The following is a 24,046-nucleotide window of genomic DNA, read 5'->3' on the forward strand; positions in this document are numbered from 1 at the left end:
TGGCTTGTGACGCGAAACGTCCGGAGCACGCCAATATGATGAAACGGCTCACCGCCGCCCTGGTTGCGGCCTCGCTGGGTTTTTTCACCCTGGCCACGCCCCAGACCGCCCGCGCCGATGATCCCTACTGGCAGTGCGTGACCTTCGCGCGCCTGCTGTCGGGCATCCAGATCTTCGGCGACGCCTGGACCTGGTGGCGTCAGGCCGTCAGCAATTTCCGCACCGGCGAGGCGCCCGAGGCCGGATCGGTGCTGGTGTTCCAGCCCCACGGCCGCATGAACCGGGGCCATGTGGCGGTGGTCAGCGACATCCTGACCGAGCGGGTCATCCGCGTCACCCACGCCAACTGGGGCGGCAGCCGCGGCCGGGTCGAGGAGAACGTCACCGTGGTGGACGTCTCGCCCGCCGGGGACTGGAGCCGGGTCAAGGTCTGGTACAACCCGATCAACGGCCTGGGCTCCACCGTCTACCCCACCTACGGCTTCGTCTACCGCAGCGCCGAGAACGCCACGCGCGACGCCATCCAGACCGCCCGCGGCGGCCAGAACCAGGGTCAGCCCTGACCGGACTCTGACAGACTTCGCCTGAGCGCGGCGCGCGCCGCCTCGGGCTGGATCATCGGAAAGAAGTGGGTTCCTCCCGGGACCGTCTCCACCGTGACGTCGGCGATCTGCCCGGGCACGAGGCTGCACGTCGATCCGCGCTCGCCCTTCAGGATATGGACCGGCCGCGCCATGCGGCGGAGCACGGGCCAGGGGTCGTGTCCCTGGGCGGCGTAGTTCGACGCCTCCCACCCCGGCGCGCAGGTCAGCTCGACGCCGTCCTCCACGTCCCTGAATCCTTCGGCCACATAGTCGGCCAGCGCCTGTTCGGGCCAGTCCCGGAAAGCGCCCCGGCCGCGATAGGCCTCGATCGCCGCCTCCCGGCTGTCGAACCGGGCGCGGCGGCGCAGGGCCCCGGCCACCAGCGGATAGCGGCGCGCCATCCGCCCCGCCAGCGGCCAGCTCATCATCAGGGCGGCCGGGCGCGGCAGGATCACCGGATCGAACATGACCACCGACCGCACCCGGTGCTGGCGGCGCTCGGCGGCCAGAAGGGCCACGACCGCCCCCATGGAATGACCGGCCAGCACCACGGGCGGCCCGCCCACGGCGTCGATGAGGGCGACCAGATCGTCGCGGAAATCATGCCAGTTCCGCCGCCAGACCGGATCGGCGGGAAGACCGCTGCGCCCGTGCCCGCGCAGGTCCGGCGCCAGGATGCGCGCGTCCCGGGCCAGGGGCTCGAGCAGAAAGCGGTAGGTCCCGGCGTTGAAGCCGTTGGCGTGAACGAAGATCAGGTCGACGGGGCGGCCGGGGTCGCCGAGGTCCAGCCCCGACATCGATCCGCTCTCCTGACCGGAAGCGGCCACGCTCAAGGGTGAGGTCATGGCCGGTTCCGGGTCAGCCCGCGCGGCAGTCGGCGCACAGGCCGTGGCCTTCGATGGTCACACGCTCCAGCACATAGCCGTTCTGCTCGGCCGGGCCGGACAGGCCGGCGGCGGCCGGCGGGCTGACCTCCACCGCCGCGCCGCAGCAGTCGCAGATCAGGAAGGCGGCGGCGTGGGCCCGTTCGCCGTGGCTGCAGGCCACATAGGCGCTGATGGAGGCGATGCGGTGGGCCAGGCCCAGGCGCTCCAGGAATTCGAGGGCGCGGTAGACGGTGGGCGGCTTGGCGGCCTGTCCGTCAGCGCCGTAGGCGGCGATGAGGTCATAGGCCTTGACCGGTTCGCCTGAGGCCAGCAGCAGCTCCAGCACCCGGCGCCGGGGGCCGGTCATGCGCTCTCCGCGCCGGACGCAGCGCGCCTCTGCGTCGCCGAGGGCGGCGCTCACGTCGGCCGGACCGAGGCCGGTGTCGTGGCGGTGATGTGCGCAGGCTTCGCCCATGTCCCCCAGCTAATGGCTTGCGTTCGGAATCGCAACGCTTCGCGCCGCGTTGCCGTTGGGGACCTTGTGGGCTAGAAGGCGCGCTTCCCTTTCAACCCGAGCCTCGAGTTCATGTCCGACACCCAAGCGCCCGAAAGCCCGATCTCCGGCAACGTCCTGTTCTACAGCCAGCCCGAACCGCTGAATATGGAGCGCCACGGCAAGCTGGGCGTGAACCAGGCCGAGAAGCCCTACGCCTTCGTGGCCGGCACCAATACGGTGCCCCTGACGGTGACCGAATTCTCGCCCGCCGCCCTGTCCTTCCCGGTCGTCTTCCTGGGCGAGCCCAAGTCGCCGGTGGCGATCATGGCCCTGCGTCAGGACCAGAACCTGTTCGTGGACGAGGCGGGGCAGTACCTGTCCAGCGCCTATCTGCCGGCCTTCGTGCGCCGCTATCCCTTCGTCTTCGCCAATGACGAGGAGAACAAGCGCATGGTTCTGTGCATCGACCGCGGCGCGCCGTTCATCGCCGAAGGCGGCCAGGTGCCCCTGTTCGACGGCGACAAGCCCAGCGCCTTCACCGAGCAGGCCATGCAGTTCTGCAACGACTTCGAAATGGAGCGCCAGCGCACCACCCGCTTCGTAGCGATGCTGGAGGAGCTGGACCTGTTCGAGATCAAGGAAGCCACCTACACCCCGCGCAACCCGGACGGCTCGCCCGGTCCGGTGCAGAAGCTGGCCCAGTACTACGCCGTGTCCGAGGACAAGCTGAAGGCCCTGCCGGCCGAGAAGCTGGCCGAACTGCGCGACAACGGCGCCCTGGGCCAGATCTACGCCCACCTGGTGTCGCTGCTGGGCTGGGACCGGCTTGTGGCCATGACCCTGGACCGGGCCGGCCCCGTTCCGGCGGCCGCCAACGCCTGATTTGACTGACCTGAAAAATGAAGGAGGCGGCGGAGCGATCCGCCGCCTCTTTTTTTTGCGCTAACGGCCCTTGGCCTGCTTGAGCGCGCGTTTTTGCGCTAACGGCCCCTGGCCTGCTTGAGCGCGCGTTTGCGCTCGTCCTGAAAGCCGCGTCAGCGGCGGAGCAGCAGGGTCCGCGACAGGCAGGAGAAGACCAGCCGCCCATCCTCGTCCAGCAGATCGTGCTGGGCGATGACGACGCCCCGGCCGTCGCCGACCGGATCCTTGCCCATGACGGTCATGCGTCCGCGCAGCAGCTCGCCGGAGGGCGGGTTGCGCATGAAGCGCAGGGCGTCCACAGCAAGACCCTTGCTGACCGCCATGCCGCGCTCGGACTCATCGGCCAGCCTGCGCCACAGGGCATAGACCATGGCATCCGGCGCGCCGTCGGCGGCGGGCCAGTGGGGTGCGAACCGTTCGATGAAGCCGGCGAGCGCCTCGCCGTCCACAGCACAGGCCCCCATGGGGAGCACCTGACCGACCTGGATGTCCTCGAAATGCAGGGGGTCGGCCGGTTCGGTCATGCTCAGGCAGGCTCCTCTGACACCTTGACCAGCAGCTTGCCGTCATGGTCGCCGGTGAACAAGCGGTTCAGCGACTCCAGCGCCGATTCCAGCCCTTCGTCCACATGGACCTTCCACTGGATTTTCCCTTCGGCCAGCCACGGCCCCATCTCCGCGACCATTTCCCGGGCGCGGGGGGCGTAGTCCAGCACCAGGAAGCCCTGGATGTTGAGGCGGTGGGTGATGATGCGCGCGAAATTGGGCGAGGGCGGCGGGCGGGTGGCGTTATAGGCCGAGATCAGCCCGCACACCGCCATGCGGCCGTGCACGTTCATGCGGTTCCAGACCGCGTTCATGATGTCGCCGCCGACGTTCTCGAAATTGATGTCGATGCCGTCCGGCGCCAGGCGGTCCAGCGCCTCGCCCACGTCCTCGTTCTTGTAGTCCACGGCGCCGTCGAAGCCGAGCTCCTCGGTCAGCCAGCGGCATTTCTCGGGCCCGCCGGCGATGCCGATGACCCGGGCCCCCTTCTGCTTGGCGATCTGCCCGGCGATGGAGCCCACGGCGCCGGCGGCGGCGGAGATCACCATGGTCTGGCCGGGCTCGGGCCGGCACACGTCGGTGACGCCGAAATAGGCGGTCAGACCGGTCATGCCCAGAACGCTGAGATTGGCGGTCAGGGGCAGGCCCGGCGCGCGGTGCACGGGACGCAGGCCGTCCTCGGGAACCACGGCGTAGAGCGCCCATCCGCCGGACATGGGGGTGACGATGTCGCCCTTCTTGAAGCGTTCGGACTTGCTGTCCTCGACCACGCCCAGCGTCAGGCCCCGCATGACCTCGCCCAGCTTGACGGCGGGCAGATAGCCTTCGGCGTCGTTCATCCAGGTGCGATTGGTGGGGTCCAGCGACAGATAGACGGTGCGCACCAGGACTTCGCTGTCCTTGAGGTCAGGAACCGGGCTTTCGACCAGTTCCAGGTCCGTAGGCTGGACCAGGCCCTTCGGGCGCTGGCGCAGAATCCATTGGCGATTGGTGAGGGCCATGTTCGGGTCTCCAGGACGTTTTCTTTCAGGACGCACCTTGACGGGCATCGGCCCAAAAGAAAAGGGCGGGTCCATGAAGGACCCGCCCAAGTCAGCATCATCGAGAATGAGGCGCGGAGGCGACAGACTGGCTTGCGCCAGTCTCAAGTCGGGGGGGCGTCGCCGCCTCCGCATGATGAGAACACGGACCCCCGCCCCCGGTTCCCGCGCCCTGAAATTAATTCGTGCGTGACGCGAACAGCCAAGCTTCGGAACGGCCAAGCCTCCGACACGTTTGCCTTGGGACAGCAACCGGGACCGCTCTCAAGACCGGCCCAGATACGGAGCATCATCATGACCCAACAGCCGCCCAACGATCCCGGAAACTCCGACGACCACGGCCCGGTGGTGTCGCCCCAGCGGGCGCGTCAGGGCCGCGGCGGCATCCGGATCCTGCTGGTGATGATCGTGTCCCTGGTGCTGATCGTGCTGATCTACATGCTGCTGTGGGGCGGAACCCAGGAAGAGCTCGGCGAACTGGAGACCGTGCCCGAAGAGGCGGCCGCGGCCCGGACCTTCGAGGGGGACTCCTCGTCTCCGCCGCTGCCCGCCGACGGCGAACCGACGCCCGCCACGCCGGAGTAAGACAAACAAAAAGGCCCGGCGGATCGCCGGGCCTTTCCAATTGCGGGTCGTGTCGTCTGGATCAGGCGGCTTCGGTCTGGCGCGCCGGATGGAAGAACAGGGCCTGGCTGATGGCCGCCTTCACCGTTTCCGGCTGGAAGGGCTTGGTGATCAGGAAGGTGGGTTCGGGCCGCTCCCCTGTCAGCAGACGCTCCGGGAAGGCGGTGATGAAGATCACCGGGACATTGATGCTCTTCAGGATGTCCTTGACCGCGTCGATGCCCGAGGACCCGTCCGCCAGCTGGATGTCGGCCAGAACCAGGCCGGGGCGATGACGGGAAACCGCATCCACCGCCTCGTCGTGGGTGGTGGCGGTGGCCGAAACCGTATGGCCCAGCTCCTTGACCAGGGACTCGATGTCGGCCGAAATGATCGGCTCGTCCTCGATGATCAGCACGTCGGTGGCCAGTTCGGCGTCGATTTCGCGCTGGGCGTCGCCGATCAGGCTTTCAATGTCGCTGAGCTCGGCGCCCAGGATCTGCGCCGCTTCGGACGGCGTGAAGCCTTCCAGCGCGGTCAGCAGGAAGGCCTGACGGGACTTGGGCGCGATCTTCATCAGCCGCTGCGATGCGTCGTCTTCGCTTTCCATCCCGCTCTTGTCCTCCAGCCGGGCGCCGGTGGCGACCCAGATGGTGTGGAAGACGTGATAGAGCGCCACCCGGGGCGTCATGGCGGCGGGCAGCTGCTGTTCACCCGCTGCGAGCGCCTCAAGGGCCACGCGGACATAGTTGTCGCCGGTGCTTTGATCGCCGGTCAGGGCGCGCGCATAGCGGCGCACATAGGGCAGATGAGGCGCGAGTCTCGCCAGAAGGCTCATTCTTGGATTTCCCCGACATAAGGTGTTCGTCCGGCCCGGCCGGAGCCGGGCGGTGATCCCGACCAACGTATCCGCGCGGCAACGGTTCCCGCCAGCCGGAGAAGCTTGAGCATTAAATCGGCTTAATGCCGGAACTCGTTGGGCAGAGAGGACGTTGACGGTCCCGAACTGACACGCGAAGGCGTGCGCATCATCAAGAGTCGGGCGGCAAGCGCTTCATGATCGATCAATCAAACCAGTCCCGCCGGTCCCCGGCCCCGCCGGAAGACGGGGACGACGGGCTGGAAGAGGCGCGCCTGCGCCAACAGGCCATCGGGGTCAAGCTTCGGCACATGTTCGACCAGGTGGTCAACGAACCGGTGCCCGACGAGTTTCTGGACATCCTGCGCAGGGCCGACAAGAAGGCCGAGGGCGACTCATGACGGGCGCACGCTCTGCGGCTCCGAAACCTCCCTCATCGGACGACGAAGCCTTCAAGACCCAGCTTGTTTCACTGATTCCGCATCTGCGGGCCTTCGCCCGCACCTTGGCCGGCGACCCCACGGCGGCCGATGATCTGGCCCAGGACGCCATGATGAAGGCGTGGGACGCCCGCGCCAGCTATCAGATGGGCACCAACATGAAGGCCTGGACCTTCATGATCCTGCGCAACCAGTTCTATTCAGAAAAGCGCCGGTCCTGGCGCCAGTCGCAACTGGACCAGGAGGCCGCCGAGCGCACGCTCGTGGCGGTGGACGACCCCGAGGCGCCGGTGGCCCTGGATGAACTGCGCCTGGCGCTGGCCAGCCTGCCGGAAGAGCAGCGCGAGGCTCTGGTGCTGGTCGGGGCGGGCGGCTTCGCCTACGAGGAGGCCGCCGAAATCTGCAACTGCGCGGTCGGCACCGTGAAAAGCCGGGTCAGCCGCGCGCGTCGGGCGCTGCAGCAGACGCTGGAGCAGGGCGGCTACGCCCGCGACGGCAAGGCCGCCGGCGACGCCATGCGCTCCATTCTCGCCGACGCGGACCGGCTGAGTACGCAGCGGCAGGGTTAGGCCGGTGGTCCGGCTGGGGCGGCGCTTCGCCACCAACAGGGCGCAGGGCATCCGCTTTCGCCTGGCCGCAGCCATGGCGGTGGCCCTGTTGCCGATCCTGCTTCTCAGCGCCATCCAGACCCAGGCCGCCTTCCAGAGCGAAGCGGAGGACCGGCGTCATGACCTGGTGCTGGGCGCCGAGCGCAGCGCGGCCACGGCCAAGGCGCGGCTGGACAGCGCCACGGTGCTGCTGGAGGTGCTGCGCCCTGAGTCCCTCGGTCTTTACTGCGCGCCGCGCCTGCGGGCCCTGGTGGCCGAACTGGACGGGTATGACGCCCTTTATCGGTTCACCCCCACCGGCCGGGTGGCCTGCGCCTCCACCTCGGTCCAGGGCGATCTGACGGTTCGCGACACGCCCTGGTTCGCGCGGATACAGAGCGGCGAGACCGTGGTGCTGACCCGGGCGCCGGACCGGCTGGCCTCCGAACCCGCCTTGCTGGCGGCAGTGCGCTCGGAGCGGCCCATGGGCGCCTTCGACGGCGTTCTGGCGGCGATCATTCCCCTGTCGTCCCTGCAGCCGGACGTCAGCGACCGGTCGTTGCCGGAGGGCACGGAGGTGGCTCTGACGGATGCGTCCGGCGTCCTGCTCACGGCCACCGACGCAGCGGCCTTCGAAACCCGGGACGAGAACGCCCTGGCCGGCTGGGTGGACCGGGCCCGCGAGGGTGCGGTGGAGTTCCACGCGCGGGATGCGTCGGGACGATCCCGCCTCTATGCGGGCGCGGCCCTGGCGGGGCGGGACGTCTATGTGCTGCTCTCCACGCCTGATCCCGGGCTCCTGTCCTGGGCGCAGCTGAATCCCACGGGCACGCTGTTGCTGCCTCTGGCCGCCTGGCTGATGGCGTTCCTGGCGGTGATGATCTTCACCGACCGCATCGTGATCCGCTGGCTGGACTATCTGGAGCGCGTCGCCTCCATCTACGCCAAGGGACGCTTCACCGTGCGCCCGGTTCAGGCCGAAAACGCGCCGGCCGAGATCCGCGTCCTGGCGAGGACCCTGGACGAGATGGCCGAGGCCATCAGCGAGCGTGACCTTTCGCTGACCGAATCCCTGGCGGAGAAGGACGCGCTGATGCGCGAGATCCACCACCGGGTGAAGAACAACCTGCAGATCATCTCCTCGCTGCTGAGCATGCAGCAGCGCGCCCTGACCGACCCGGCGGCGCGGGCGGCCGTCGGCGATACGCGTCAGCGCATTTCCGCCCTGGCCCTGATCTACCGCACGCTCTACCAGAGCCCCGACATCCGGGAGGCCGATCTGGCGGACTTCCTGCGGGAGCTGACCGGTCAGCTGGTCGCCTCGGAATCCGGGCGCGGCCCGGTGGTCTCCAGCCAGGTCACGGCGGACTCCCTGGTCATTGATCCGGATCGTCTGGCGCCCTTGGCCCTGTGGGCGGTCGAAGCCATATCCAACGCCCAGAAGCACGCTTTCGCCGGGCGTGGCGGCACGCTCCATGTGCGGTTCACGGCTGACGACGCGACCTGCCGCCTCGAGGTCGAGGACGACGGGCCGGGCACCGACGTCTCCACCCTGGAGGGCGGGGTCGGCCGCACCCTGATGACGGCCTTCGCGCGCCAGCTGCGCGGGGAGGCGGCGTTTGAAGCGCGCCCCGAAGGCGGCATGATCGCGCGCCTGACGTTCCCGCGGCCCGATCCCTTGCCGCCGTCGGTGCATGGCGCGCCGCTGAACTGATCGGGGCGCGGAACCGGGGCGGCTCCGTGACGTTAGCCTGCCGTCACTGTCACGCTCCGGCCCCCGGAGCCATAGGAGCCAGACCATGCGCAAGATTTTCGCCCTCGCGGCCGCCGCCGCCCTGATGACCGTCGCCGCCTGCAACACCCTTTCCGGCGTTGGTCAGGACGCCCAGGCCGCCGGCCAGGCCGTCGAGAACTGCGCCGAAGGCGCGACCTGCTGAACGGCTGAAGCCTGACAACATCGTGAGCCCCGCAGCCTCCGGCTGCGGGGCTTTCGTGTGTCTGGACCGCAGGGACGTCACGCTCTAGCTTGCCTTCCGGCCGCCCGCAGAGGCGGCGGGGGGACGTCGCATGAACGCAAAGGTTTCGGGGGATCCGGCGGCCAGGGGCCCTGGTCTGCGCACCGTCGTCGGGGCCTCGGCCGCCGGCACCGCCTTCGAATGGTATGACTTCTTCATCTTCGGCTCCCTGACCGCGATCATCGCGCGGCATTTCTATGCCGAGGTGGGGGAGGCGACGTCCTACATCCTGGCGCTGCTGACCTTCGGGGTCGGGTTCGTGGTCCGGCCGCTGGGCGCCCTGGTGTTCGGCTGGTTCGGGGATCAGGTGGGGCGCAAGACCACCTTTCTGGTGACCATCACCCTGATGGGGGTCGCCACCGTCGCCATCGGCCTTCTGCCCGACTACAGCCAGGCGGGCATCATCGCCCCGATCCTGCTGATCACCATGCGCATCCTGCAGGGGTTCGCCCTGGGCGGCGAGTACGGCGGGGCCGCCATCTTCGTGGCCGAGCATTCGCCGAACGAGAAGCGGGGCTTCCTGACCGGCTGGATCCAGACCACCGCGGCGCTGGGCCTGATCGGGGCGCTGGTGGTGATCATCGTCACCCGCCTGACCGTGGGCGCCGAGGCGTTCAATGAATGGGGCTGGCGCATCCCCTTCCTGCTGTCGGCCTTCCTGCTGGTGATCTCTCTGTGGATCCGCATGAAGCTGCATGAAAGCCCGGCCTTCCAGCGCATGGCCGCCGAAAGCACGGAAAAGCGCGCGCCGTTCAAGGAGTCGTTCCTGACCTGGCGCAACGGCCGGTTCGTCCTGCTGGCCCTGTTCGGCATCATGATCGCCCAGGGCGCGGTCTGGTATGCGGGCTATTTCTATACGCGCTTCTTCATGGAGCGGGTGCTGAAGGTGGAGGTGGCCACGGTGGACGCCCTGGTGCTGGCCGTGACGGTGGTGTCAGCCTTCCTCTATGTCTTCTTCGGCTGGCTGTCGGACCGGGTGGGCCGCAAGCCCGTCATGCTGTTCGGCATGATCCTGGCCCTGGTGGCCTTCTTCCCGGGTTTCCAGGCCCTGACGCGGGCCGCCAATCCGGCCCTGGCCGAGGCCCAGGCGTCCGCCCCGGTGACCATCATCGCCGACCCGGCCACCTGCGCGGTGCAGTTCGATCCCGTGGGCCGGGCCGCCTTCGCCTCGTCCTGTGACCTGGCCAAGGGCGTGCTGTCCGGCGCCGGCGTCAGCTATCGCAACGAGGCGGCGCCGGAAGGGACCACCGCCATGGTCCGCATCGGCGACCGGCTGATCCCGTCACTGGAGGCGTCCAGCCTGGACGCCGCGGGCGTCGCCGCCGCCCGCGCCGATGTGCAGGCGCGGGTGCGCGGGGCCCTGATCGAGGCCGGCTATCCTGAACGGGCCGACCCGGATCGCATGAACCTGCCCGCCGTCTTCGGCATCCTGATGGTGTTCATCATCGCCGCCACTGCGCTGTACGGCCCCCAGGCCGCCGCCCTGGTGGAGCTGTTCCCGACCCGGGTGCGCTACACGGCCATGAGCCTGCCCTACCATGTGGGCACCGGCTGGGTCGGGGGGCTGCTGCCCGCCGCCAGCTTCGCTTTGGTGGCCTGGTCCGGGGACATCTATTTCGGTCTCTGGTATGCGGTCGGGTTCACGGCCGTGGCGGTGATCGTCAGCCTGATCTGGCTGCCGGAGACCAAGGGCCGTGATCTGGATTCCATCCAGACGTGATGCAGCCGGTCCGGCCCGTTTGCGTTCGTCTGTGACACCCTCCCCGTCGTCAGGAGCTTCACCATGTCCGACCCCAAGGCCGCCGGCCGCGCGCTGATCCGCGAACACGCCCTGATCGCGGGCGAGGCGATCCCGGTGAAGGGGGAAGGCATCGCCGTGGACGATCCGGCCACCGGCGAGATCATCGGCCATGTGCCGGATCTGGGCGCGGCCGAGACCGAGCGGGCCGTCAAGGCCGCGCACGACGCCTTCGCAGACTGGTCGCGATCGGACCCCCACGCGCGCGCCGCCTTCCTGCGCCGCTGGGCCGCGCTGATCGACGAGAACGCCGAGGGCATCGCGGGCCTGATGGCGCTGGAGAACGGCAAGACCCTGACCGAGGCCAGGGGCGAGATCGCCTACGCCAACGGCTTCATCAAATGGTCGGCGGGCGAGGCCGAGCGCATCCTGGGCGAAACCCAGGACACGCCGCTGGGACATCTGATCGTGACCTTCAAGGAGGCGGTGGGGCCCTGCGCCCTGATCACGCCCTGGAACTTCCCCGCCGCCATGCTGACCCGGAAGCTGGGGCCGGCCTTCGCTGCGGGCTGCACGGCGGTGGTCAAGCCCGCCAGCCAGACCCCCTTCACCGCCATCGCCCTGGTCGAGCTGGCCTATGAGGCGGGCCTGCCCAAGGGCGCCCTGTCGATCATCACCGGCGATGCGGCCACCATCGGCGGCGTCCTGACCGCCTCGCCCCTGATCCGCAAGCTGTCCTTCACCGGCTCCACCCCCGTGGGCCGCAAGCTGGCCGAGCAATGCGCCCCGACGTTGAAGCGGGTGTCCATGGAGCTGGGCGGCGCGGCGCCCCTGATCGTGTTCGAAGACGCCGACCTGGATCTGGCCGTGGCCGAGACCATCAAGGGCAAGTTCCGTAATTCCGGTCAGACCTGCGTCTGCCCCAACCGGGTCTATGTGCACGCCTCCATCGCCGAGGCCTATGCGGAGCAGCTGGCCGCCGAGGTGGCGAAGCTCAAGGTCGGCGCCGCCTTCGAACCGGACGTGAAGGTCGGCCCGCTGATCGAGGACAAGGCCCTGGACAAGGTCGAGGACCACCTGACCAAGGTCCAGGCGGCCGGCGGCAAGGTGCTGACCGGCGGCTCACGTCATGCGCTGGGCGGTCGCTTCTTCGAGCCCACCGTGACTCTCGGTGGCGACGACGCCCTGTTCCGCGAGGAAGAGACCTTCGGGCCGCTGGTCCCCGTGTTTCCGTTCGAGGACGAGGCCGAGGTCCTGCACAAGGCCAACGCCACCCCCTACGGCCTGGCCTCCTTCGTCTTCACCCGCGATCTGGACCGGGCCATGCGTGTGGCGCGTCGGCTGGAGAACGGCATCGTCGGCGTGAACGCGGCCATGGTCTCCACGCCGGTGGCTCCCTTCGGCGGGGTCAAGCAGTCCGGCTACGGCCGTGAGGGCTCGGTCCACGGCATCGAGGAGTATCTGGACATCAAGGCGGTGACCCTGAACCTGAGATAGGTCAGACCTTCTTCAGGCCGTCGATGAAGGCGCGAACCTCGGGCTCCATCCAGTCCGGCCCGTCCCACCAGAAGCGCGACAGGGCTTCGTGGTTGAGGCGCACCCAGTCGATGACGGACTGCGCCATGCGGCTCAGATCCCGATCGGAAAGGCTGTTCGCCACCACGCGGGGTTCGGAGGCGACATTGACGGAGAAGCTCGGTTGGTGACGTCCAGGCTTCAGGAAATATTTTACTCTCGGGCCGTGGGATCCCATGGCTGTCGAGATCATGATTACGCCCGGCACGCCGGTCTGGTCTTCGGTGAGATTGGCCATCTCGAAGATGTCTTCATCGTCGAGCAGGCTGATCTCCTCGTCGAGCGTCGGCTCGCGATCCGTCCAGACAGCAGGAGATTCCGAAAAGCCCATGGCTGAAATCATCCTCCTGGCCCCTGATTGAGTCAAACGGGCAAGGCCCCGCGCTTGACCACCGTGCGCATGGACACCGACGAGGACACCCGCGTCACGCCGGGGATGCGGGTCAGCTCCTTGGAGTGGACCCGCTCGAGGTCGTCTACGTCCCGAACCACCAGACGCAGCAGATAGTCAGACCCGCCGGTCATCAGGTGGCACTCCACCACCTCGGGCACGGTGGCGATGGCGGTTTCGAAGGCGGTCAGGGCGCTTTCGGACTGGGACGACAGGGTCACGGTGACGAAGACGCTGATGGGCAGACCCACGGCGCGCTCGTTGATGATGGCGGTGTAGCGGCTGATGACGCCCGCCGCCTCCATGGCCCGAAGGCGGCGCAGGCAAGCGGACTCCGACAGGTTCACCGCCCGGGCCAGGTCCACATTGCTGATGCGGCCGTCCTCCTGCAGGGTGCGCAGCATCTTGCGGTCGACGACGTCCAGTTCAACGGCGGAAACGGTCTTCATGGCGGCTCCTGACGCAATATCCTGCATGTTTACGCGGATCAGGCGGCGAAAAGAAGCAGGAACCTGCCCGCCGCCCGGGCGTAGATTGCGCCCCAACCCGTCACCGGGACCATGCTCAGGGAGAGATCATCATGCGCGTCGGCGTGCCCAAGGAAATCAAGCCCAACGAACACCGCATCGGCCTGACCCCCACCGCCGTGCGCGAATACGCCGCCCGGGGTCACGAGGTCCTGATCGAGAAGGGCGCCGGCCTGGGCGCCGGTTTCGCCGACGACGCCTATGAGGCGTGCGGCGCCAGGATCGTCCCGGACGCCGCTGCGGTCTTCGATCAGGCCCAGATGATCGTGAAGGTGAAGGAACCCCAGAAGACCGAATGGCCGCGCCTGAAGCCGGATCAGATCCTGTTCACCTATCTGCACCTGGCGCCCGATCCCGATCAGACCAAGGGGCTGCTGGAGTCCGGCTGCGCCGCCATCGCCTATGAGACGGTCACCGATTCCAAGGGCGGCCTGCCGCTGCTGGCGCCCATGTCCGAGGTGGCCGGGCGCATCGCCGTGTTCTCGGCGGCGGAGACCCTGCTGAAGCACAACGGCGGCATGGGTCTGCTGCTGTGCGGCGTGCCGGGCGTGTCGCCGGCCCGCGTGGTTGTGCTGGGCGGCGGCGTCGTCGGCATGAACTCGGCCCGCATGGCGCTGGGTCTGAACGCCGAGGTGGTGGTGATGGAGCGCTCCATCCCCCGCATGCGCGAGATCGACGAGGCCACCTCGGGCCGCGTCATCACCCGCTTCTCCTCCATCAACGCCATCGAGGAAGAGATCCTCAAGGCCGACGTGGTCATCGGCGCGGTGCTGGTGCCCGGCGCCTCGGCGCCCAAGCTGATCAAGCGCGAGCACCTGTCGCGCATGAAGCCGGGCTCGGTGCTGGTGGACGTGGCCATCGACCAGGGCGGCTGTTTCGAAACCAGCCGGCCGACCACCCACGAGGATCCCACCTATGAGGTGGACGGCGTGGTGCACTACTGCGTGGCCAATATGCCGGGCGCCGCCCCGCGCACGTCCTCGGAAGCCCTGAACAACGCCACCCTGCCTTTCGGCCTGGCCCTGGCCGATCACGGGCTGGATGCTCTCAAGAAGGATCCCCACCTGGCGCGGGGCCTGAACGTGCTGGGCGGCAAGATCACCTACCCCGCCGTGGCCGAGGCTCTGGGCATGGACTACGTCGATCCCTACGGCGTCTGGAAGGACTGACGCCATGATCGCCCTCTCCCGTCGCGGGAGGGGGCGACGGCTTCAGCCGATCGTCCGGACCGCCGCGATCAGCTCGTCCACCGCCGCTTCGGTCGTGGCCCACGAGCAGACGAAACGCACCGAACCGTCGTCGAACCGGTAACAGGCCCAGCCCGCCTCGTTGAGACGACGGTGGGCGGCCGCCGGCATGCGCACGAACACCGCATTGGCCTCCACCGGGTGGGCCAGGACGAAGCGGCTGTTGGTGACGATCCCCTCGGCCAGCCGTCGGGCCATCAGATTGGCGTGAGCGCCGCCCGCCTCCCAGGCGCCGCTTTCCAGCAGCCCGAGGAAGGGCGCGGCCTGGAACCGCCCCTTGGACGCCATCTGTCCGGCCTGTTTCAGCCGATTGTCGAGGCGGCGCGCCAGGCTCTTGTCGAACAGGACGATGGCCTCGCTGCACGGCGCGCCCGCCTTGGCGCCGCCGAACACCAGAACGTCCACCCCCAGCCGCGCGATCTGGGTCAGGTCAAACCCGCCCGCCGCCGCATTGGCCAGACGGGCGCCGTCCATGTGCACGCCGTAACCCCTGGCCTTCACGGGATCGATCAGGCCGCGCAGCTCATCGACCGTATAGACCGCGCCGTATTCGGTGGCCTGGGTCACGGACAGGGCGGCGGGCGGCTGACGATGGCCCACCTCCGGCTCGTCCAGGATGGCGGTCATGGCCTTGAGGTCGATCTTGCCGGAGAAGCCCGGCAGGCCGATCAGGCCCACCCCCTGGCCGAAGAAGCCCGGGGCGCCTGTCTCGTCGGTGCACACATGGGCCGCGTGATGGGCCAGCACCGCCTCGAACGGGAAGGTCAGCATGGACAGGGCGATGGCGTTGGCCGCCGTGCCGGAAAAGACGAACCGCACCTCGGCGTCGGCGTCCAGGCGCTGACGGATCAGGTCCGCCGCCCGCGCCGTGACGTCGTCGGCTCCATAGGCGCGCGCGAACCCCGCGTTGGCCGCCTGGATCCCGGCCAGGGCTTCGGGCGCCATGCCCGCCGTGTTGTCTGACCCGAAATCATAGCGCACGGCCTACTGACCTTTCGACGGGAGGAGGGCGTCGGGAGGCGACTGGTCCAGTTCGGCCGCCTTGCCCACATTGCCGCCGAAATACTCGACCGCCTGCGGGAACGGAATCTCGATCCCGGCCTGGTCCAGCGCCTCCTTGATCGTCTGGAACAGGTCCGCCCGGGTCTGCCACCAGTCGCCCGACAGCACATGGGCGTGCAGGGTGATCTGGACCGCGCTGTCCAGCAGGCCGGTGACGCCCGTCCACACGGGGGTGTCGCCCAGCACCTTGCCGTGCGCGGCGGCGGTGGAGCGGATCACCTCGCGCGCCTCGTTCAGATCGGCGCTGTAGGACACGGTGAAATCGATCGCCACCCGTCGCGTGGCCTGCCCCGAGATGTTCAGGATCACGTCGCCCAGCACCTGGCTGTTGGGGGCGACGATCTTGACGTTGTCGGCGTCGGTCAGCTGGGTGGTGAACAGGTCCAGCCTCTGCACCACGCCGGTCGCGTCCCCGATCCTCACCAGATCGCCGACCCGGTAGGGCCGCAGCATCAGCAGCAGCACGCCCGCCGCCACATTGGACAGGGTGCCCTGCATGGCCAGACCGACGGCCAGGGAGGCGGCGCCCAGCACGGCGATGATTGAGGTGGTCTGGACGCCGAGACGCTGCAGCACCGCGATCAGGCCCACGGAGATGACGACCACGCGCACCACCTGGACGATGAAGCCCTCGACGGTCTTGTCTTCCCTCAGGCCCCGGACCCGGCCCAGGGCGCGGCGCGCGGCGCCGGCGGCCCATTTGGAGCCGAACCAGGTGGCGACGATGATCAGGGCGGCGATGGTGAGGTTCACCGCCAGATCGCTCGCCATCTGGGTGGCGCGGGCCAGCAGGGCGGCGTCCAGCGCCAGGGCCTGATCGGAGGAGGCCGCGACGGCGGCCAGGGTCGTGGGGAGGTCGGTCATGGGCCCGGTTTAACGCGATGAGGCGGTTTTTGAACCCGCCCGGGCCAGATTCCCGCGATCAGGCGGCGGCAGCCTCGCCCTGGACGAAGTTCTGGATCTCGCGCACGGCGTCGCGGCCTTCCCGAGCTCTTGCCATGACGCCTGCCAGGGCCTTGAAATCAATAGGTTTATTCAGATAGGCGTCGGCGCCCGCCGCCATCCCGGCTTCATGATCCTCGGTCCGCGCCGAGGCGGACAGCACCACCACGGGCGTCTGCTGGTTCGGACCCGTATTTTCGCGCAGGGCGCGGGTGGCGGTCAGACCGTCCATCACCGGCATGTTCACGTCCATGACGATCAGGTCGAAATGGTCCGCCGAGGCGACGTCCAGCGCCATCTGGCCGTGCTCGGCCGAGGCGGTGACGTGTCCGGACGAGGCCATCCAGGCTTCCAGGATCATGCGGTTGACCGGATGATCCTCGACCACCAGCACCTTCAGGGACTGGCCGTTCTCCACCTCGGCGCCGATGGATTCGACCGCTTCGGATCTGGACCACTGGGCCACTTCGGCCTCCACCACGAAGGCGAAGGTGGAGCCTTCGCCGACCTCGGAGGCCACCTCGATGTCGCCGCCCATGATATTGGCCAGACGCCGGCAGATGGTCAGGCCCAGCCCGGTGCCGCCGAAACGGCGCGTGGAGGAGCCGTCCAGCTGGGTGAAGGGCTGGAACAGCCGGCCCAGATCCGCCTCGGAAATGCCCGGGCCGCTGTCCTTGACGGAAAAGCGGAAACGGACCCGGTCATCGGCCACCCGCTGGCTGTGCACGGTGTAGCGAACCTCGCCCGCGTCGGTGAACTTCACCGCGTTGGACAACAGATTCTGGATCACCTGACAGACCCGCAAGGGGTCGCCTCGGACCACGGCGGGGGTTTCGCCGGTGAATTCGGAAACGAAGCTCAGGCCCTTGGCCTGGGCCTGGGCCGTAAAGGGGCCGGTGACCCGTTCGTGCAGATCCTGCAGCGAGACGTCGACCACCTCGAAGGTCATCTTGCCCGCCTCGATCTTGGTCATGTCGAGGATGTCGTTGAGCAGGGACAGGAGATTGTCGCCCGAGTTGCGGATGATCGACAGATATTCCTTCTGGGTCTGATCCAGCCGGGTGGCGCCCATCAGCTGGGCGGCGCCCAGGACCCCGTTCATGGGGGTGCGCAGCTCGTGGGAGATGACGCCCAGGAAGTTGGACTTCGCCTCGTTGGCGGCGTCGGCCTTGTCGCGCGCGGTCTCCAGCTCGCCGATCAGATGGGCCTGGTGCTCCTGAAACGCCTCGATCTTGCGCTCCTTCATCATGGTGATGATGACCAGCACGAGGATGGCGGACCCCAGCACCGGGGCCACGGCCAGAAGGGTCAGAAAGCCCGGGCTGCCCCACAGGGAGATCAGAATGCCGAGGGTGAGCAGGGTGTAGGGGGCGGAGATCACGAGCGCCTGCCGCGGCGCGGTGCGCATCTGGGTGAAGACCATCACATAGCCCGCGCACAGAAGGGCCACGCCCATCGCAGGGCCGTAGGGTCCGCCCATGAACCAGGCCAGCCCCGGAGCCAGGGCCCAGGCGAAGGTGGTCAGGAAGGCGACGGTGGTGAAGGTGGCGCTGTAGTCGCGGCGGCCGGTGGCGGCGACCTTCTTTTCGACCCGGCCGCGAATCCAGCCGGCGGTCATGGTGATGACGAACCAGACCAGGGCCAGAACGGGTCCCACCGCCGTGGCCAGGGCCAGGGCCCAGCTGGCGATGATCCAGTAGCGCAGGTTGCCGGTCTCCAGGATGCTCTGCAGCACGCTGGCGGCTTCACGGGAGCGCCCCGGCGTCTGCGGCGTCCTCGTCGTCGCGCTGTCAGCGCCCTGGGCCGGTCCCACCATATTCAGTCCCCATCTGAACAGTCCGGCGCGAACGCTAAGCTGGAAGCGCTAAGAGGGGGTGAACGGAGAATTTTCTATTTTCCCGCGTCCTCCAAAGGTGTTCGTGCACGGATCGAGAGGGCATGGACTGGCCCGGCCAGCTCCTCGGCCAGAAGCGCGTTGATCATACGCTGGCGCTCCACCCGCCCCCTGCCCTCGAAGGCGTCCGAGACCACCTCCAGATTCAGATGACTCTCGCCGCCCGGGCGGGCGTCGATGCCCCCCTCGTGGTGGTGCCCCGCGTGCCGGGCGCTGTCATCCTCGATCTCCAGACGGGCCGGAGACAGGGCCAAAGTCAGTTTTTCGCGAATAATCGTCGCAACAGGGCCTTCTTTCATCGGTTTTCCGCCGCGCTTCCTTGATGACGTCCAATTCGGACCTACACTTCGGATGATGTCAGCCTCGTTTCAATACAAGCCTCGCTTCAAGGATATGCGGATCAAGCCGCCGCGCCCCGAAGAGGAGGAGGCCGCGGCCGATGTGCTGCGCCTGAAGCCCGGCGAAAAGCAGTGCCAGCACCCCGATTGCCTGAAGGTGGCCACCGCCCGCGCGCCCCGGTCGCGCGAGCAGCTGAACGAGTTCTACGAATTCTGTCAGGCCCACGCCGCCCAGTACAACAAGAGCTGGAATTTCTACGCCGGCATGAGCGAGGGCGAGATCCGCTCCCGCTATGAGAACGAGCAGATGACCGGCGGGCGCCCCACCTGGGAGATGAAGGCCGGGCGCATGTCGCGGGAAGCCGCCGCCTTCGCCGCCAAATTCGGCACGGGAAACAAGACCGGGGCCGGCCGCTGGTCGGACCCGTTCGCCATGTTCGGCCAGGATCACCAGGGCCGCGCGGCCGAGGGTCCGGAAACCGCCCCCATCGGCCGGCTGGAGCGTCAGGCCCTGGCCGACCTGGATCTGGATCCGGGCGTGGCGCGGGAGGCCATCCGGGCGCGGTATTACGAACTGCTCAAGCGCTGCCACCCCGACCACAACGGCGGGGACCGCTCGGCCGAGGACAAGCTGCAGCGGGTGATCCGGGCCTGGAAGACCCTGACCAAGGCCAAGATGGCCTGAAGCTTATTGGGCCGCCGCGTCCAGGCGCGTGATCAGATCCACATAGACCTCCGCCGCCAGGGCCACGGTGGCGGGGTCGACCGCCTCGATCACATCGCCCTCGGAATGGATCAGCTGGAACACCTCGGGCACGAAGCCCTCGGCCAGGCCGTTGGAGCGGCCGCCGTTGAAGGCCAGCCACATCTGATGGGCGCCGACGCGGTTCTGGAAACCGATGGAGACCACCGGGACCTCGGCGGCGATGAAGGCGCGGTCATCGCTGGGCGGGTAGACGGGAAAGCCGACGCAGGTCATGGCCCGCTCCGCGCATTCCTCGCGCAGCGCGGTCAGGACGAAGCCCGATCGCTCGCCGTTGTTCTCGCCGTACATGAGCGTGTCGCCGAAGGCCGCCACGTCGGAGTTGACCACCGCCGCCACGCGGTCTGTTCCGTTGGCCGCGATCCAGCGTTGGGCGCCGATCAGGCCCAGCTCCTCCTGGTCGAAGAAGATCACCTGGACGCGGTGGTTCAGGTCGCGGCCGCTCAGAACCCGGGCCGCCTCGATCAGGGCGACGGTGGAGGCTGCGTTGTCCACCAGCCCGTCGGCCAGTTCGCCGGATTGCAGGACGACGGCGTCATAGTGCGCGGTCAGAAGCAGGTCCCGTTCGCCCTCGCCCAGGGTGACGATGACGTTGGAGCCGGTCATGGCGCCCGCGCGCCCGCCGCCCTCGAAGGTCTGGATTTCGTACGCGAGACCCGCGGCGTCCAGCTGGCCGGTCAGAACCGCCAGCCGCTCGGCGTTGGACGGCTGGTCATAGGCGGCGACCGCCTCCCGAAGGGCGGCCTCGTCCTGGCCCAGGGCGGGGGTGGCGAAGGCCAGAAGGGCGCAAGCGGCGGTCAGGGTGCGAAGCATGGCGGTGTCCTTGTTTGCCGCCACGCTTAACGGATCAGCTCTTGAGCCGCCAGCCGCTGCGGAACACCAGATAGCAGATCACGGCCAGGGTCGCGGTGATGAGCAGGCTGGCGATGACCCCCACCGTCAGGTTCCCCTCCGAATGGCCGATGAAGCCATAGCGGAACCCGTCGATCAGATAGAACATCGGGTTGAAGTGGCTGAGGGTGGCGAAGGGCTCGGGCAGGCGCTCCACCAGATAGAAGGCGCCCGACAGGAAGGTCATGGGCATGACCACGAAATTCTGCACCGCCGCCAGATGGTCGAACTTCTCGGACCACAAGCCCGCCAGCACGCCGAGCATGCCCATCAGCATGGACGCCACGACGCCGAAGAACAGGATGGCGGCCAGGTTGGCCACGCCCAGCCGCGCGAACGGCAGCACGCAGATCGCGGTCACCAGTCCCACCAGCACGCCGCGGGTCGCCGCGCCCAGCGAGAAGCCGATCATCAGCTCCAGCGGGCTCAGCGGCGGGGTCAGGAAGTCGGTGGCCGTGCCCATGATCTTGGCCTGGATCAGGCTGGACGAGGCGTTGGCGAAGGCGTTGTTCAGGATCGCCATCATGATCAGGCCCGGGGCCACGAACTCGGCGAAGGCGATGCCCAGCAGCGGCGGACGACCGCCCTGCAGCGCCACCACGAACACCATCATGTAGAGCAGGGTGGTGACTACGGGGGCGGCCACGGTCTGGGCCCCCACCTTCATGAACCGCCGCACCTCCCGCAGATACAGGGTCTGCACCCCGATCCAGTTGATCCCCGGATAGGCGCGCGGGGAGGGGGGCGTGGCGGGCAGGTGGCTCAGCTCGGTCATGGCCGCCAGATGCGCTTTCAGGCCGGGGTTCGCAAGGCGGCCCCGTCGATCGGCGCCAGATTCGCGGAACATTGATTCAAGATGTGGTTTCTGTGGATACGACAGGCGCCAGATGTTGCGTCCCTTAAGGAGTAGTTTACGATCAGTTGTGGTTGAAGGACGTGCAGGACGCCCTTCGCACAAGATATTGAATCAGCGACCTTGGAGGGTGGCATGTCTCAGGGCTGGACCGAAGACCGCGTTGGCGCGCTGAAGAAGCTCTGGCTGGAGGGGCAGTCGGCGAGTCAGATCGCCAAACAGCTGGGCGGCGGCGTCACCCGGAACGCCGTGATCGGCAAGGTGCACCGCCTTGGCCTGTCCGGCCGCGCCGCACCGTCGCAACCCGCGCGCACAACCTTCCGCGCGCCGCGTCCGCGCCCGGCGCAGCCCTCGGCGCCGCGCCGCATCGAGGCGGCCCAGCCGCGCACTGCGCCCGTGCCGCCGACCCCGCCGGCGCCCCGCATACCGGACATGCCGGGCACGGCCACGGTGCTGACCCTCGGCGCCCACATGTGCAAATGGCCCATCGGCGATCCGACCTCGTCGGACTTCAGCTTCTGCGGCCGCCGCTCCGACGAAGGCGCCACCTACTGCGTGGAGCACGCCAAGCTGGCCTACCAGCCGCAGATCCGTCGCGGTTCGCGCGACGGCGCCACCGAGCTGGCCCGCTCCCTGCGCCGCTACATCTGACCCGGATCAGCCACAGGTCTGTCACGAACGCCCCTTAAGGGGGCTGCCGTCCGCCCCGCCGGTTTCGCTGGCGGGCCTGGGGCGGGGCCGCGATTCTCCGGGTTGGCGCGGCCCCTCACCCGCCTGGCTAGTTCAGGACCCGCCGCGCGTCCGGCACGTCCAGCGAGAAGGGGGGGATGGTCACGTCAAAGCTGACTCCCGCCTCGTCCACCATGCGGTAGGCGCCCTGCATGGCGCCCGATGAGGTCGCCAGGGGGCAGCCCGAGGCGTAGGCGTAGGTGTCGCCCGGCCCGATCATGGGCTGTTCGCCCACCACGCCCGATCCGCGCACCTCCTCCACATGACCCATGGCGTCGGTGATGATCCAGTGACGGGCCAGAAGCTGAACCTCCGCCTCGCCCCGGTTCTCGATCTCGATATGGTAGGCCCAGATCCAGCGCCCTTCCTCGGGCGCGGATTCGCCGTCCAGGTACATGGGCGTGACCCGGACCCGGATGCCCCGTGTTTCGGCTTCGTAGGAACCCTTGCGTTTCATGCCGCCACCCTTACGGACCCCTGCACAGGGTGCAACCGCGACGGTGCGCCTTTCCCTCTTGTCCCTCCGGAATCTGTGTAAGGTTCGGCCATGACCCTCGATTTCTCCCGCCCCGGAATCCTGCCCTGCCAGGCCATTGAGGCCCTGATCGCCGCCGGTGCGGTGACCTCGGCCACCCCCTTTGACGCCGACCAGGTGCAGCCCGCCAGCCTGGACCTGCGGCTGGGCGCGCGCGTCTGGCGGGTGCGGGCCTCGTTCCTGCCCGGCGACCGGCGGGTGGAGGAGCGCCTCAAGGATGTGGCCATGCACCAGATCGACCTGGAGGGCGGGGCGGTGCTGGAGAAGGGCTGCGTCTATATCGCCGAGCTTCAGGAGCGGCTGAAGCTGCCACCCGGCCTGCTGGCGCGGGCCAATCCCAAGAGTTCGTCCGGGCGAGTGGACGTGTTCGTGCGCCTGCTCACCGACCGGGGTCTGGCCTTCGACGATGTGGCCGAGGGCTATGACGGGCCGCTCTATCTGGAGATCGCGCCCCAGACCTTCTCGGTTCTGGTGCGCCCCGGCACGCGGCTGAACCAGCTGCGCCTGAAGGCGGGCGAGCCGCCCCGCCTGGAGACCCGCAGCGTGGGGGTCGAGCTGAGCGAGGGGATCATCGGCTTCCGGGGCCGCCGCCATGCGGGGATCATCGACCTGGACCGGGAGGACGGCCACGATCCGCGCGATTTCTGGGAGCCGCTGGAGGCGCGCAGCCGCGACGGCCGTCCGGGCGAACTGCTGCTGGACCCGGGCGAGTTCTACATCCTGGCCTCCATGGAGTCGGTGGAGATCCCTGTCGATCAGGCCGCCGAGATGACGCCCATCGATCCGTCGGTGGGAGAGTTCCGGGTGCATTACGCCGGGTTCTTCGACCCCGGCTTCGGCACCGACGAGGCCCACGGGGCCGGATCGCGCGGGGTGCTGGAGGTGCGCACCCACGACACCCCGTTCCTGCTGGAGCACGGCCAGACGGTGGCGCGGCTGGTTTATGAGCCCCTGACCGAACGGCCCGAGCGGCTCTATGGCGAGGGTGGGTCGCACTATCAGCGACAGGGGCTGAAATTATCGAAGCATTTCAGGGTCTGGCCCGAGGGCTGAGCCCTTTTTGGACAAGGTCGTTTGATTTTCTGTCAATGACGCTTGACACGAACGGGACTCGATAGGTAAAGGTCACTTGTCACATTGACAAGGACCATTGCCATGACCGCCTCGCCCCGCCCCCGCCGCAAGATGAGCAGCGCCGGACGTTTCTGGCTCCTGATGGGAGCGACCATGCTGATCGGCGCCGTCACCGGCGGCGTCTACGCCTGGCTGGAGCACACCGGCGGCTTGCCGGGGCCGGTCATGAGCGCCTTGATCCTGTTCGTCATGTTCGGCCTGCTGATCGCCGGAACAGTCTGGTGGTGGATCCGCGCTGACGAGGCGGTGCGCGAGGCGCACAAATGGGCCTGGTACTGGGGCGGCTCCATCGGCATGTGCGTCGGGATCGGCGCCCTGATGCTCGCGGAAGCCTACGGCGGCGACGCCCCGGTCCCCGCCGACGCCACCTACAGCTCCCTGCTGATCGCGGGCGCCAGTCTGGTGCTGCTGCCGATGCTGATCGGCTACGGCGTGGCCTGGTTCGCCTGGTGGGTCTCCAAGAGGGTCTGA

Annotated in this window: 28 protein-coding genes; 14 read left to right on the forward strand and 14 right to left on the reverse strand. The window is 68.3% G+C overall.

The annotated features are described in order from the left end of the window. Positions 1 to 35 precede the first annotated feature (35 nt). Positions 36 to 563, forward strand: coding sequence for a CHAP domain-containing protein (locus IWC96_RS03425; protein ID WP_021696155.1), 528 nt, complete (start codon positions 36 to 38; stop codon positions 561 to 563). Here IWC96_RS03425 and IWC96_RS03430 read toward each other — a convergent pair. After that, the gene (locus IWC96_RS03430) at positions 554 to 1,429 is read right to left on the reverse strand and encodes an alpha/beta fold hydrolase (RefSeq protein WP_045318644.1); all 876 of its coding nucleotides are present in this window, start codon (positions 1,427 to 1,429) and stop codon (positions 554 to 556) included. The genes IWC96_RS03425 and IWC96_RS03430 overlap by 10 nt on opposite strands. Before the next feature lie 13 nt (positions 1,430 to 1,442). Continuing rightward, positions 1,443 to 1,817 (reverse strand): Fur family transcriptional regulator, encoded by a 375-nt coding sequence (locus tag IWC96_RS03435; protein ID WP_021696157.1) that lies wholly within the window; start codon positions 1,815 to 1,817, stop codon positions 1,443 to 1,445. A gap of 219 nt (positions 1,818 to 2,036) precedes the next feature. Here IWC96_RS03435 and IWC96_RS03440 point away from each other — a divergent pair, with 219 nt between their 5' ends. Next, positions 2,037 to 2,828 (forward strand): SapC family protein, encoded by a 792-nt coding sequence (locus IWC96_RS03440; RefSeq protein WP_021696158.1) that lies wholly within the window; start codon positions 2,037 to 2,039, stop codon positions 2,826 to 2,828. 152 nt (positions 2,829 to 2,980) lie between these two features. Here IWC96_RS03440 and IWC96_RS03445 read toward each other — a convergent pair whose 3' ends face one another. Both IWC96_RS03445 and IWC96_RS03450 read right to left on the reverse strand, forming a co-directional pair. Beyond that, positions 2,981 to 3,391, reverse strand: a complete 411-nt coding sequence (locus tag IWC96_RS03445; protein ID WP_021696159.1) for a hypothetical protein — start codon at positions 3,389 to 3,391, stop codon at positions 2,981 to 2,983. 2 nt (positions 3,392 to 3,393) lie between these two features. Then, positions 3,394 to 4,413, reverse strand: coding sequence for an NADP-dependent oxidoreductase (locus IWC96_RS03450; RefSeq protein ID WP_021696160.1), 1,020 nt, complete (start codon positions 4,411 to 4,413; stop codon positions 3,394 to 3,396). A gap of 333 nt (positions 4,414 to 4,746) precedes the next feature. Between IWC96_RS03450 and IWC96_RS03455 the strand changes: the two genes are divergently transcribed. Next, positions 4,747 to 5,037: a hypothetical protein gene (locus IWC96_RS03455; RefSeq protein WP_021696161.1), complete on the forward strand. Its 291-nt coding sequence runs from the start codon at positions 4,747 to 4,749 to the stop codon at positions 5,035 to 5,037. A gap of 61 nt (positions 5,038 to 5,098) precedes the next feature. Here the strand turns inward: IWC96_RS03455 and IWC96_RS03460 are convergent, their stop codons facing one another. Next, positions 5,099 to 5,893, reverse strand: a complete 795-nt coding sequence (locus IWC96_RS03460; RefSeq protein ID WP_196838345.1) for a response regulator — start codon at positions 5,891 to 5,893, stop codon at positions 5,099 to 5,101. Positions 5,894 to 6,111: 218 nt separating this feature from the next. Here IWC96_RS03460 and IWC96_RS03465 point away from each other — a divergent pair, with 218 nt between their 5' ends. The 6 genes from IWC96_RS03465 (at position 6,112) to IWC96_RS03490 (ending at position 12,191) form a co-directional block, all read left to right on the forward strand. Next, complete coding sequence (locus tag IWC96_RS03465) at positions 6,112 to 6,315, forward strand: NepR family anti-sigma factor (RefSeq protein WP_021696163.1); 204 nt, start codon at positions 6,112 to 6,114, stop codon at positions 6,313 to 6,315. Continuing rightward, entirely contained in the window at positions 6,312 to 6,923 is a 612-nt protein-coding gene (locus IWC96_RS03470) for a sigma-70 family RNA polymerase sigma factor (protein ID WP_196838346.1), read from the forward strand. Before IWC96_RS03465 ends, IWC96_RS03470 begins: the two co-directional genes overlap by 4 nt. Positions 6,924 to 6,927: 4 nt before the next feature. Further along, positions 6,928 to 8,655 carry a sensor histidine kinase gene (locus tag IWC96_RS03475; RefSeq protein ID WP_021696165.1) on the forward strand — a complete coding sequence of 576 codons (1,728 nt, stop codon included), beginning with the start codon at positions 6,928 to 6,930 and terminating at the stop codon, positions 8,653 to 8,655. Between the two features lie 85 nt (positions 8,656 to 8,740). Continuing rightward, a complete protein-coding gene (locus IWC96_RS03480) occupies positions 8,741 to 8,878 on the forward strand; it encodes an entericidin A/B family lipoprotein (RefSeq protein WP_021696166.1) in 138 nt (45 codons plus the stop codon). 130 nt (positions 8,879 to 9,008) lie between these two features. Continuing rightward, positions 9,009 to 10,676 (forward strand): MFS transporter, encoded by a 1,668-nt coding sequence (locus tag IWC96_RS03485; RefSeq protein ID WP_021696167.1) that lies wholly within the window; start codon positions 9,009 to 9,011, stop codon positions 10,674 to 10,676. A 63-nt stretch (positions 10,677 to 10,739) separates the two neighbouring features. Beyond that, the gene (locus tag IWC96_RS03490; RefSeq protein WP_021696168.1) at positions 10,740 to 12,191 is read left to right on the forward strand and encodes an NAD-dependent succinate-semialdehyde dehydrogenase; all 1,452 of its coding nucleotides are present in this window, start codon (positions 10,740 to 10,742) and stop codon (positions 12,189 to 12,191) included. A gap of 1 nt (position 12,192) precedes the next feature. On the opposite strand, the gene IWC96_RS03495 is transcribed toward IWC96_RS03490, so the two are convergent. Beyond that, entirely contained in the window at positions 12,193 to 12,600 is a 408-nt protein-coding gene (locus tag IWC96_RS03495; protein ID WP_021696169.1) for a hypothetical protein, read from the reverse strand. A gap of 32 nt (positions 12,601 to 12,632) precedes the next feature. After that, positions 12,633 to 13,109, reverse strand: a complete 477-nt coding sequence (locus IWC96_RS03500) for an Lrp/AsnC family transcriptional regulator (RefSeq protein WP_021696170.1) — start codon at positions 13,107 to 13,109, stop codon at positions 12,633 to 12,635. 131 nt (positions 13,110 to 13,240) lie between these two features. Between IWC96_RS03500 and ald the strand changes: the two genes are divergently transcribed. Next, a complete protein-coding gene (gene ald, locus IWC96_RS03505) occupies positions 13,241 to 14,356 on the forward strand; it encodes an alanine dehydrogenase (protein WP_196838347.1) in 1,116 nt (371 codons plus the stop codon). A 42-nt stretch (positions 14,357 to 14,398) separates the two neighbouring features. Here the strand turns inward: ald and IWC96_RS03510 are convergent, their stop codons facing one another. From IWC96_RS03510 to IWC96_RS03525, 4 genes are all read right to left on the reverse strand, one after another. Next, positions 14,399 to 15,415, reverse strand: a complete 1,017-nt coding sequence (locus IWC96_RS03510; protein WP_021696172.1) for a low specificity L-threonine aldolase — start codon at positions 15,413 to 15,415, stop codon at positions 14,399 to 14,401. Positions 15,416 to 15,418: 3 nt separating this feature from the next. Continuing rightward, on the reverse strand, positions 15,419 to 16,360 hold the full coding sequence (locus tag IWC96_RS03515; protein ID WP_021696173.1) for a mechanosensitive ion channel family protein: 942 nt from the start codon (positions 16,358 to 16,360) through the stop codon (positions 15,419 to 15,421). Positions 16,361 to 16,418: 58 nt separating this feature from the next. Beyond that, positions 16,419 to 18,254, reverse strand: a complete 1,836-nt coding sequence (locus IWC96_RS03520; RefSeq protein WP_196838348.1) for an ATP-binding protein — start codon at positions 18,252 to 18,254, stop codon at positions 16,419 to 16,421. A 74-nt stretch (positions 18,255 to 18,328) separates the two neighbouring features. After that, positions 18,329 to 18,631, reverse strand: coding sequence for a BolA family transcriptional regulator (locus IWC96_RS03525; protein WP_021696175.1), 303 nt, complete (start codon positions 18,629 to 18,631; stop codon positions 18,329 to 18,331). 55 nt (positions 18,632 to 18,686) lie between these two features. On the opposite strand from IWC96_RS03525, the gene IWC96_RS03530 reads away from it, so the two are divergent. Then, positions 18,687 to 19,355: a J domain-containing protein gene (locus IWC96_RS03530; RefSeq protein ID WP_196838372.1), complete on the forward strand. Its 669-nt coding sequence runs from the start codon at positions 18,687 to 18,689 to the stop codon at positions 19,353 to 19,355. Between the two features lie 3 nt (positions 19,356 to 19,358). Here IWC96_RS03530 and IWC96_RS03535 read toward each other — a convergent pair whose 3' ends face one another. Next, the gene (locus IWC96_RS03535; RefSeq protein ID WP_021696177.1) at positions 19,359 to 20,246 is read right to left on the reverse strand and encodes a M28 family metallopeptidase; all 888 of its coding nucleotides are present in this window, start codon (positions 20,244 to 20,246) and stop codon (positions 19,359 to 19,361) included. 34 nt (positions 20,247 to 20,280) lie between these two features. Continuing rightward, positions 20,281 to 21,099 carry an ABC transporter permease gene (locus IWC96_RS03540; RefSeq protein WP_045318666.1) on the reverse strand — a complete coding sequence of 273 codons (819 nt, stop codon included), beginning with the start codon at positions 21,097 to 21,099 and terminating at the stop codon, positions 20,281 to 20,283. A 213-nt stretch (positions 21,100 to 21,312) separates the two neighbouring features. Here IWC96_RS03540 and IWC96_RS03545 point away from each other — a divergent pair, with 213 nt between their 5' ends. Beyond that, positions 21,313 to 21,828 carry a GcrA family cell cycle regulator gene (locus IWC96_RS03545; protein ID WP_196838349.1) on the forward strand — a complete coding sequence of 172 codons (516 nt, stop codon included), beginning with the start codon at positions 21,313 to 21,315 and terminating at the stop codon, positions 21,826 to 21,828. A gap of 127 nt (positions 21,829 to 21,955) precedes the next feature. Here the strand turns inward: IWC96_RS03545 and apaG are convergent, their stop codons facing one another. After that, positions 21,956 to 22,363, reverse strand: coding sequence for a Co2+/Mg2+ efflux protein ApaG (apaG, locus tag IWC96_RS03550; RefSeq protein WP_021696180.1), 408 nt, complete (start codon positions 22,361 to 22,363; stop codon positions 21,956 to 21,958). A gap of 90 nt (positions 22,364 to 22,453) precedes the next feature. Here apaG and IWC96_RS03555 point away from each other — a divergent pair, with 90 nt between their 5' ends. Both IWC96_RS03555 and IWC96_RS03560 read left to right on the forward strand, forming a co-directional pair. Continuing rightward, positions 22,454 to 23,494, forward strand: coding sequence for a 2'-deoxycytidine 5'-triphosphate deaminase (locus IWC96_RS03555; RefSeq protein ID WP_021696181.1), 1,041 nt, complete (start codon positions 22,454 to 22,456; stop codon positions 23,492 to 23,494). A 102-nt stretch (positions 23,495 to 23,596) separates the two neighbouring features. Beyond that, entirely contained in the window at positions 23,597 to 24,046 is a 450-nt protein-coding gene (locus tag IWC96_RS03560; RefSeq protein WP_021696182.1) for a hypothetical protein, read from the forward strand.

This window comes from Brevundimonas sp. BAL450 (genome assembly GCF_015767455.1).
Lineage (GTDB): Bacteria > Pseudomonadota > Alphaproteobacteria > Caulobacterales > Caulobacteraceae > Brevundimonas > Brevundimonas abyssalis.

Excerpts from the sequence above, each read along its gene's own strand:
- IWC96_RS03445 (WP_021696159.1), bottom strand. The coding sequence starts at position 3,391 with ATGACCGAACCGGCCGACCCCCTGCATTTCGAGGACATCCAGGTCGGT.
- IWC96_RS03500 (WP_021696170.1), bottom strand. The coding sequence starts at position 13,109 with ATGAAGACCGTTTCCGCCGTTGAACTGGACGTCGTCGACCGCAAGATG.
- IWC96_RS03485 (WP_021696167.1), top strand. The coding sequence starts at position 9,009 with ATGAACGCAAAGGTTTCGGGGGATCCGGCGGCCAGGGGCCCTGGTCTG.
- IWC96_RS03490 (WP_021696168.1), top strand. The coding sequence starts at position 10,740 with ATGTCCGACCCCAAGGCCGCCGGCCGCGCGCTGATCCGCGAACACGCC.
- IWC96_RS03495 (WP_021696169.1), bottom strand. The coding sequence starts at position 12,600 with ATGGGCTTTTCGGAATCTCCTGCTGTCTGGACGGATCGCGAGCCGACG.
- IWC96_RS03480 (WP_021696166.1), top strand. The coding sequence starts at position 8,741 with ATGCGCAAGATTTTCGCCCTCGCGGCCGCCGCCGCCCTGATGACCGTC.
- IWC96_RS03470 (WP_196838346.1), top strand. The coding sequence starts at position 6,312 with ATGACGGGCGCACGCTCTGCGGCTCCGAAACCTCCCTCATCGGACGAC.
- IWC96_RS03540 (WP_045318666.1), bottom strand. The coding sequence starts at position 21,099 with ATGACCGAGCTGAGCCACCTGCCCGCCACGCCCCCCTCCCCGCGCGCC.
- IWC96_RS03460 (WP_196838345.1), bottom strand. The coding sequence starts at position 5,893 with ATGAGCCTTCTGGCGAGACTCGCGCCTCATCTGCCCTATGTGCGCCGC.
- apaG (WP_021696180.1), bottom strand. The coding sequence starts at position 22,363 with ATGAAACGCAAGGGTTCCTACGAAGCCGAAACACGGGGCATCCGGGTC.
- IWC96_RS03545 (WP_196838349.1), top strand. The coding sequence starts at position 21,313 with ATGTCTCAGGGCTGGACCGAAGACCGCGTTGGCGCGCTGAAGAAGCTC.
- IWC96_RS03535 (WP_021696177.1), bottom strand. The coding sequence starts at position 20,246 with ATGCTTCGCACCCTGACCGCCGCTTGCGCCCTTCTGGCCTTCGCCACC.
- IWC96_RS03530 (WP_196838372.1), top strand. The coding sequence starts at position 18,687 with ATGTCAGCCTCGTTTCAATACAAGCCTCGCTTCAAGGATATGCGGATC.
- IWC96_RS03560 (WP_021696182.1), top strand. The coding sequence starts at position 23,597 with ATGACCGCCTCGCCCCGCCCCCGCCGCAAGATGAGCAGCGCCGGACGT.
- IWC96_RS03425 (WP_021696155.1), top strand. The coding sequence starts at position 36 with ATGATGAAACGGCTCACCGCCGCCCTGGTTGCGGCCTCGCTGGGTTTT.
- IWC96_RS03520 (WP_196838348.1), bottom strand. The coding sequence starts at position 18,254 with ATGGTGGGACCGGCCCAGGGCGCTGACAGCGCGACGACGAGGACGCCG.
- IWC96_RS03455 (WP_021696161.1), top strand. The coding sequence starts at position 4,747 with ATGACCCAACAGCCGCCCAACGATCCCGGAAACTCCGACGACCACGGC.
- IWC96_RS03555 (WP_021696181.1), top strand. The coding sequence starts at position 22,454 with ATGACCCTCGATTTCTCCCGCCCCGGAATCCTGCCCTGCCAGGCCATT.
- IWC96_RS03440 (WP_021696158.1), top strand. The coding sequence starts at position 2,037 with ATGTCCGACACCCAAGCGCCCGAAAGCCCGATCTCCGGCAACGTCCTG.
- IWC96_RS03525 (WP_021696175.1), bottom strand. The coding sequence starts at position 18,631 with ATGAAAGAAGGCCCTGTTGCGACGATTATTCGCGAAAAACTGACTTTG.
- IWC96_RS03515 (WP_021696173.1), bottom strand. The coding sequence starts at position 16,360 with ATGACCGACCTCCCCACGACCCTGGCCGCCGTCGCGGCCTCCTCCGAT.
- IWC96_RS03430 (WP_045318644.1), bottom strand. The coding sequence starts at position 1,429 with ATGACCTCACCCTTGAGCGTGGCCGCTTCCGGTCAGGAGAGCGGATCG.
- IWC96_RS03465 (WP_021696163.1), top strand. The coding sequence starts at position 6,112 with ATGATCGATCAATCAAACCAGTCCCGCCGGTCCCCGGCCCCGCCGGAA.
- IWC96_RS03450 (WP_021696160.1), bottom strand. The coding sequence starts at position 4,413 with ATGGCCCTCACCAATCGCCAATGGATTCTGCGCCAGCGCCCGAAGGGC.
- ald (WP_196838347.1), top strand. The coding sequence starts at position 13,241 with ATGCGCGTCGGCGTGCCCAAGGAAATCAAGCCCAACGAACACCGCATC.
- IWC96_RS03435 (WP_021696157.1), bottom strand. The coding sequence starts at position 1,817 with ATGACCGGCCCCCGGCGCCGGGTGCTGGAGCTGCTGCTGGCCTCAGGC.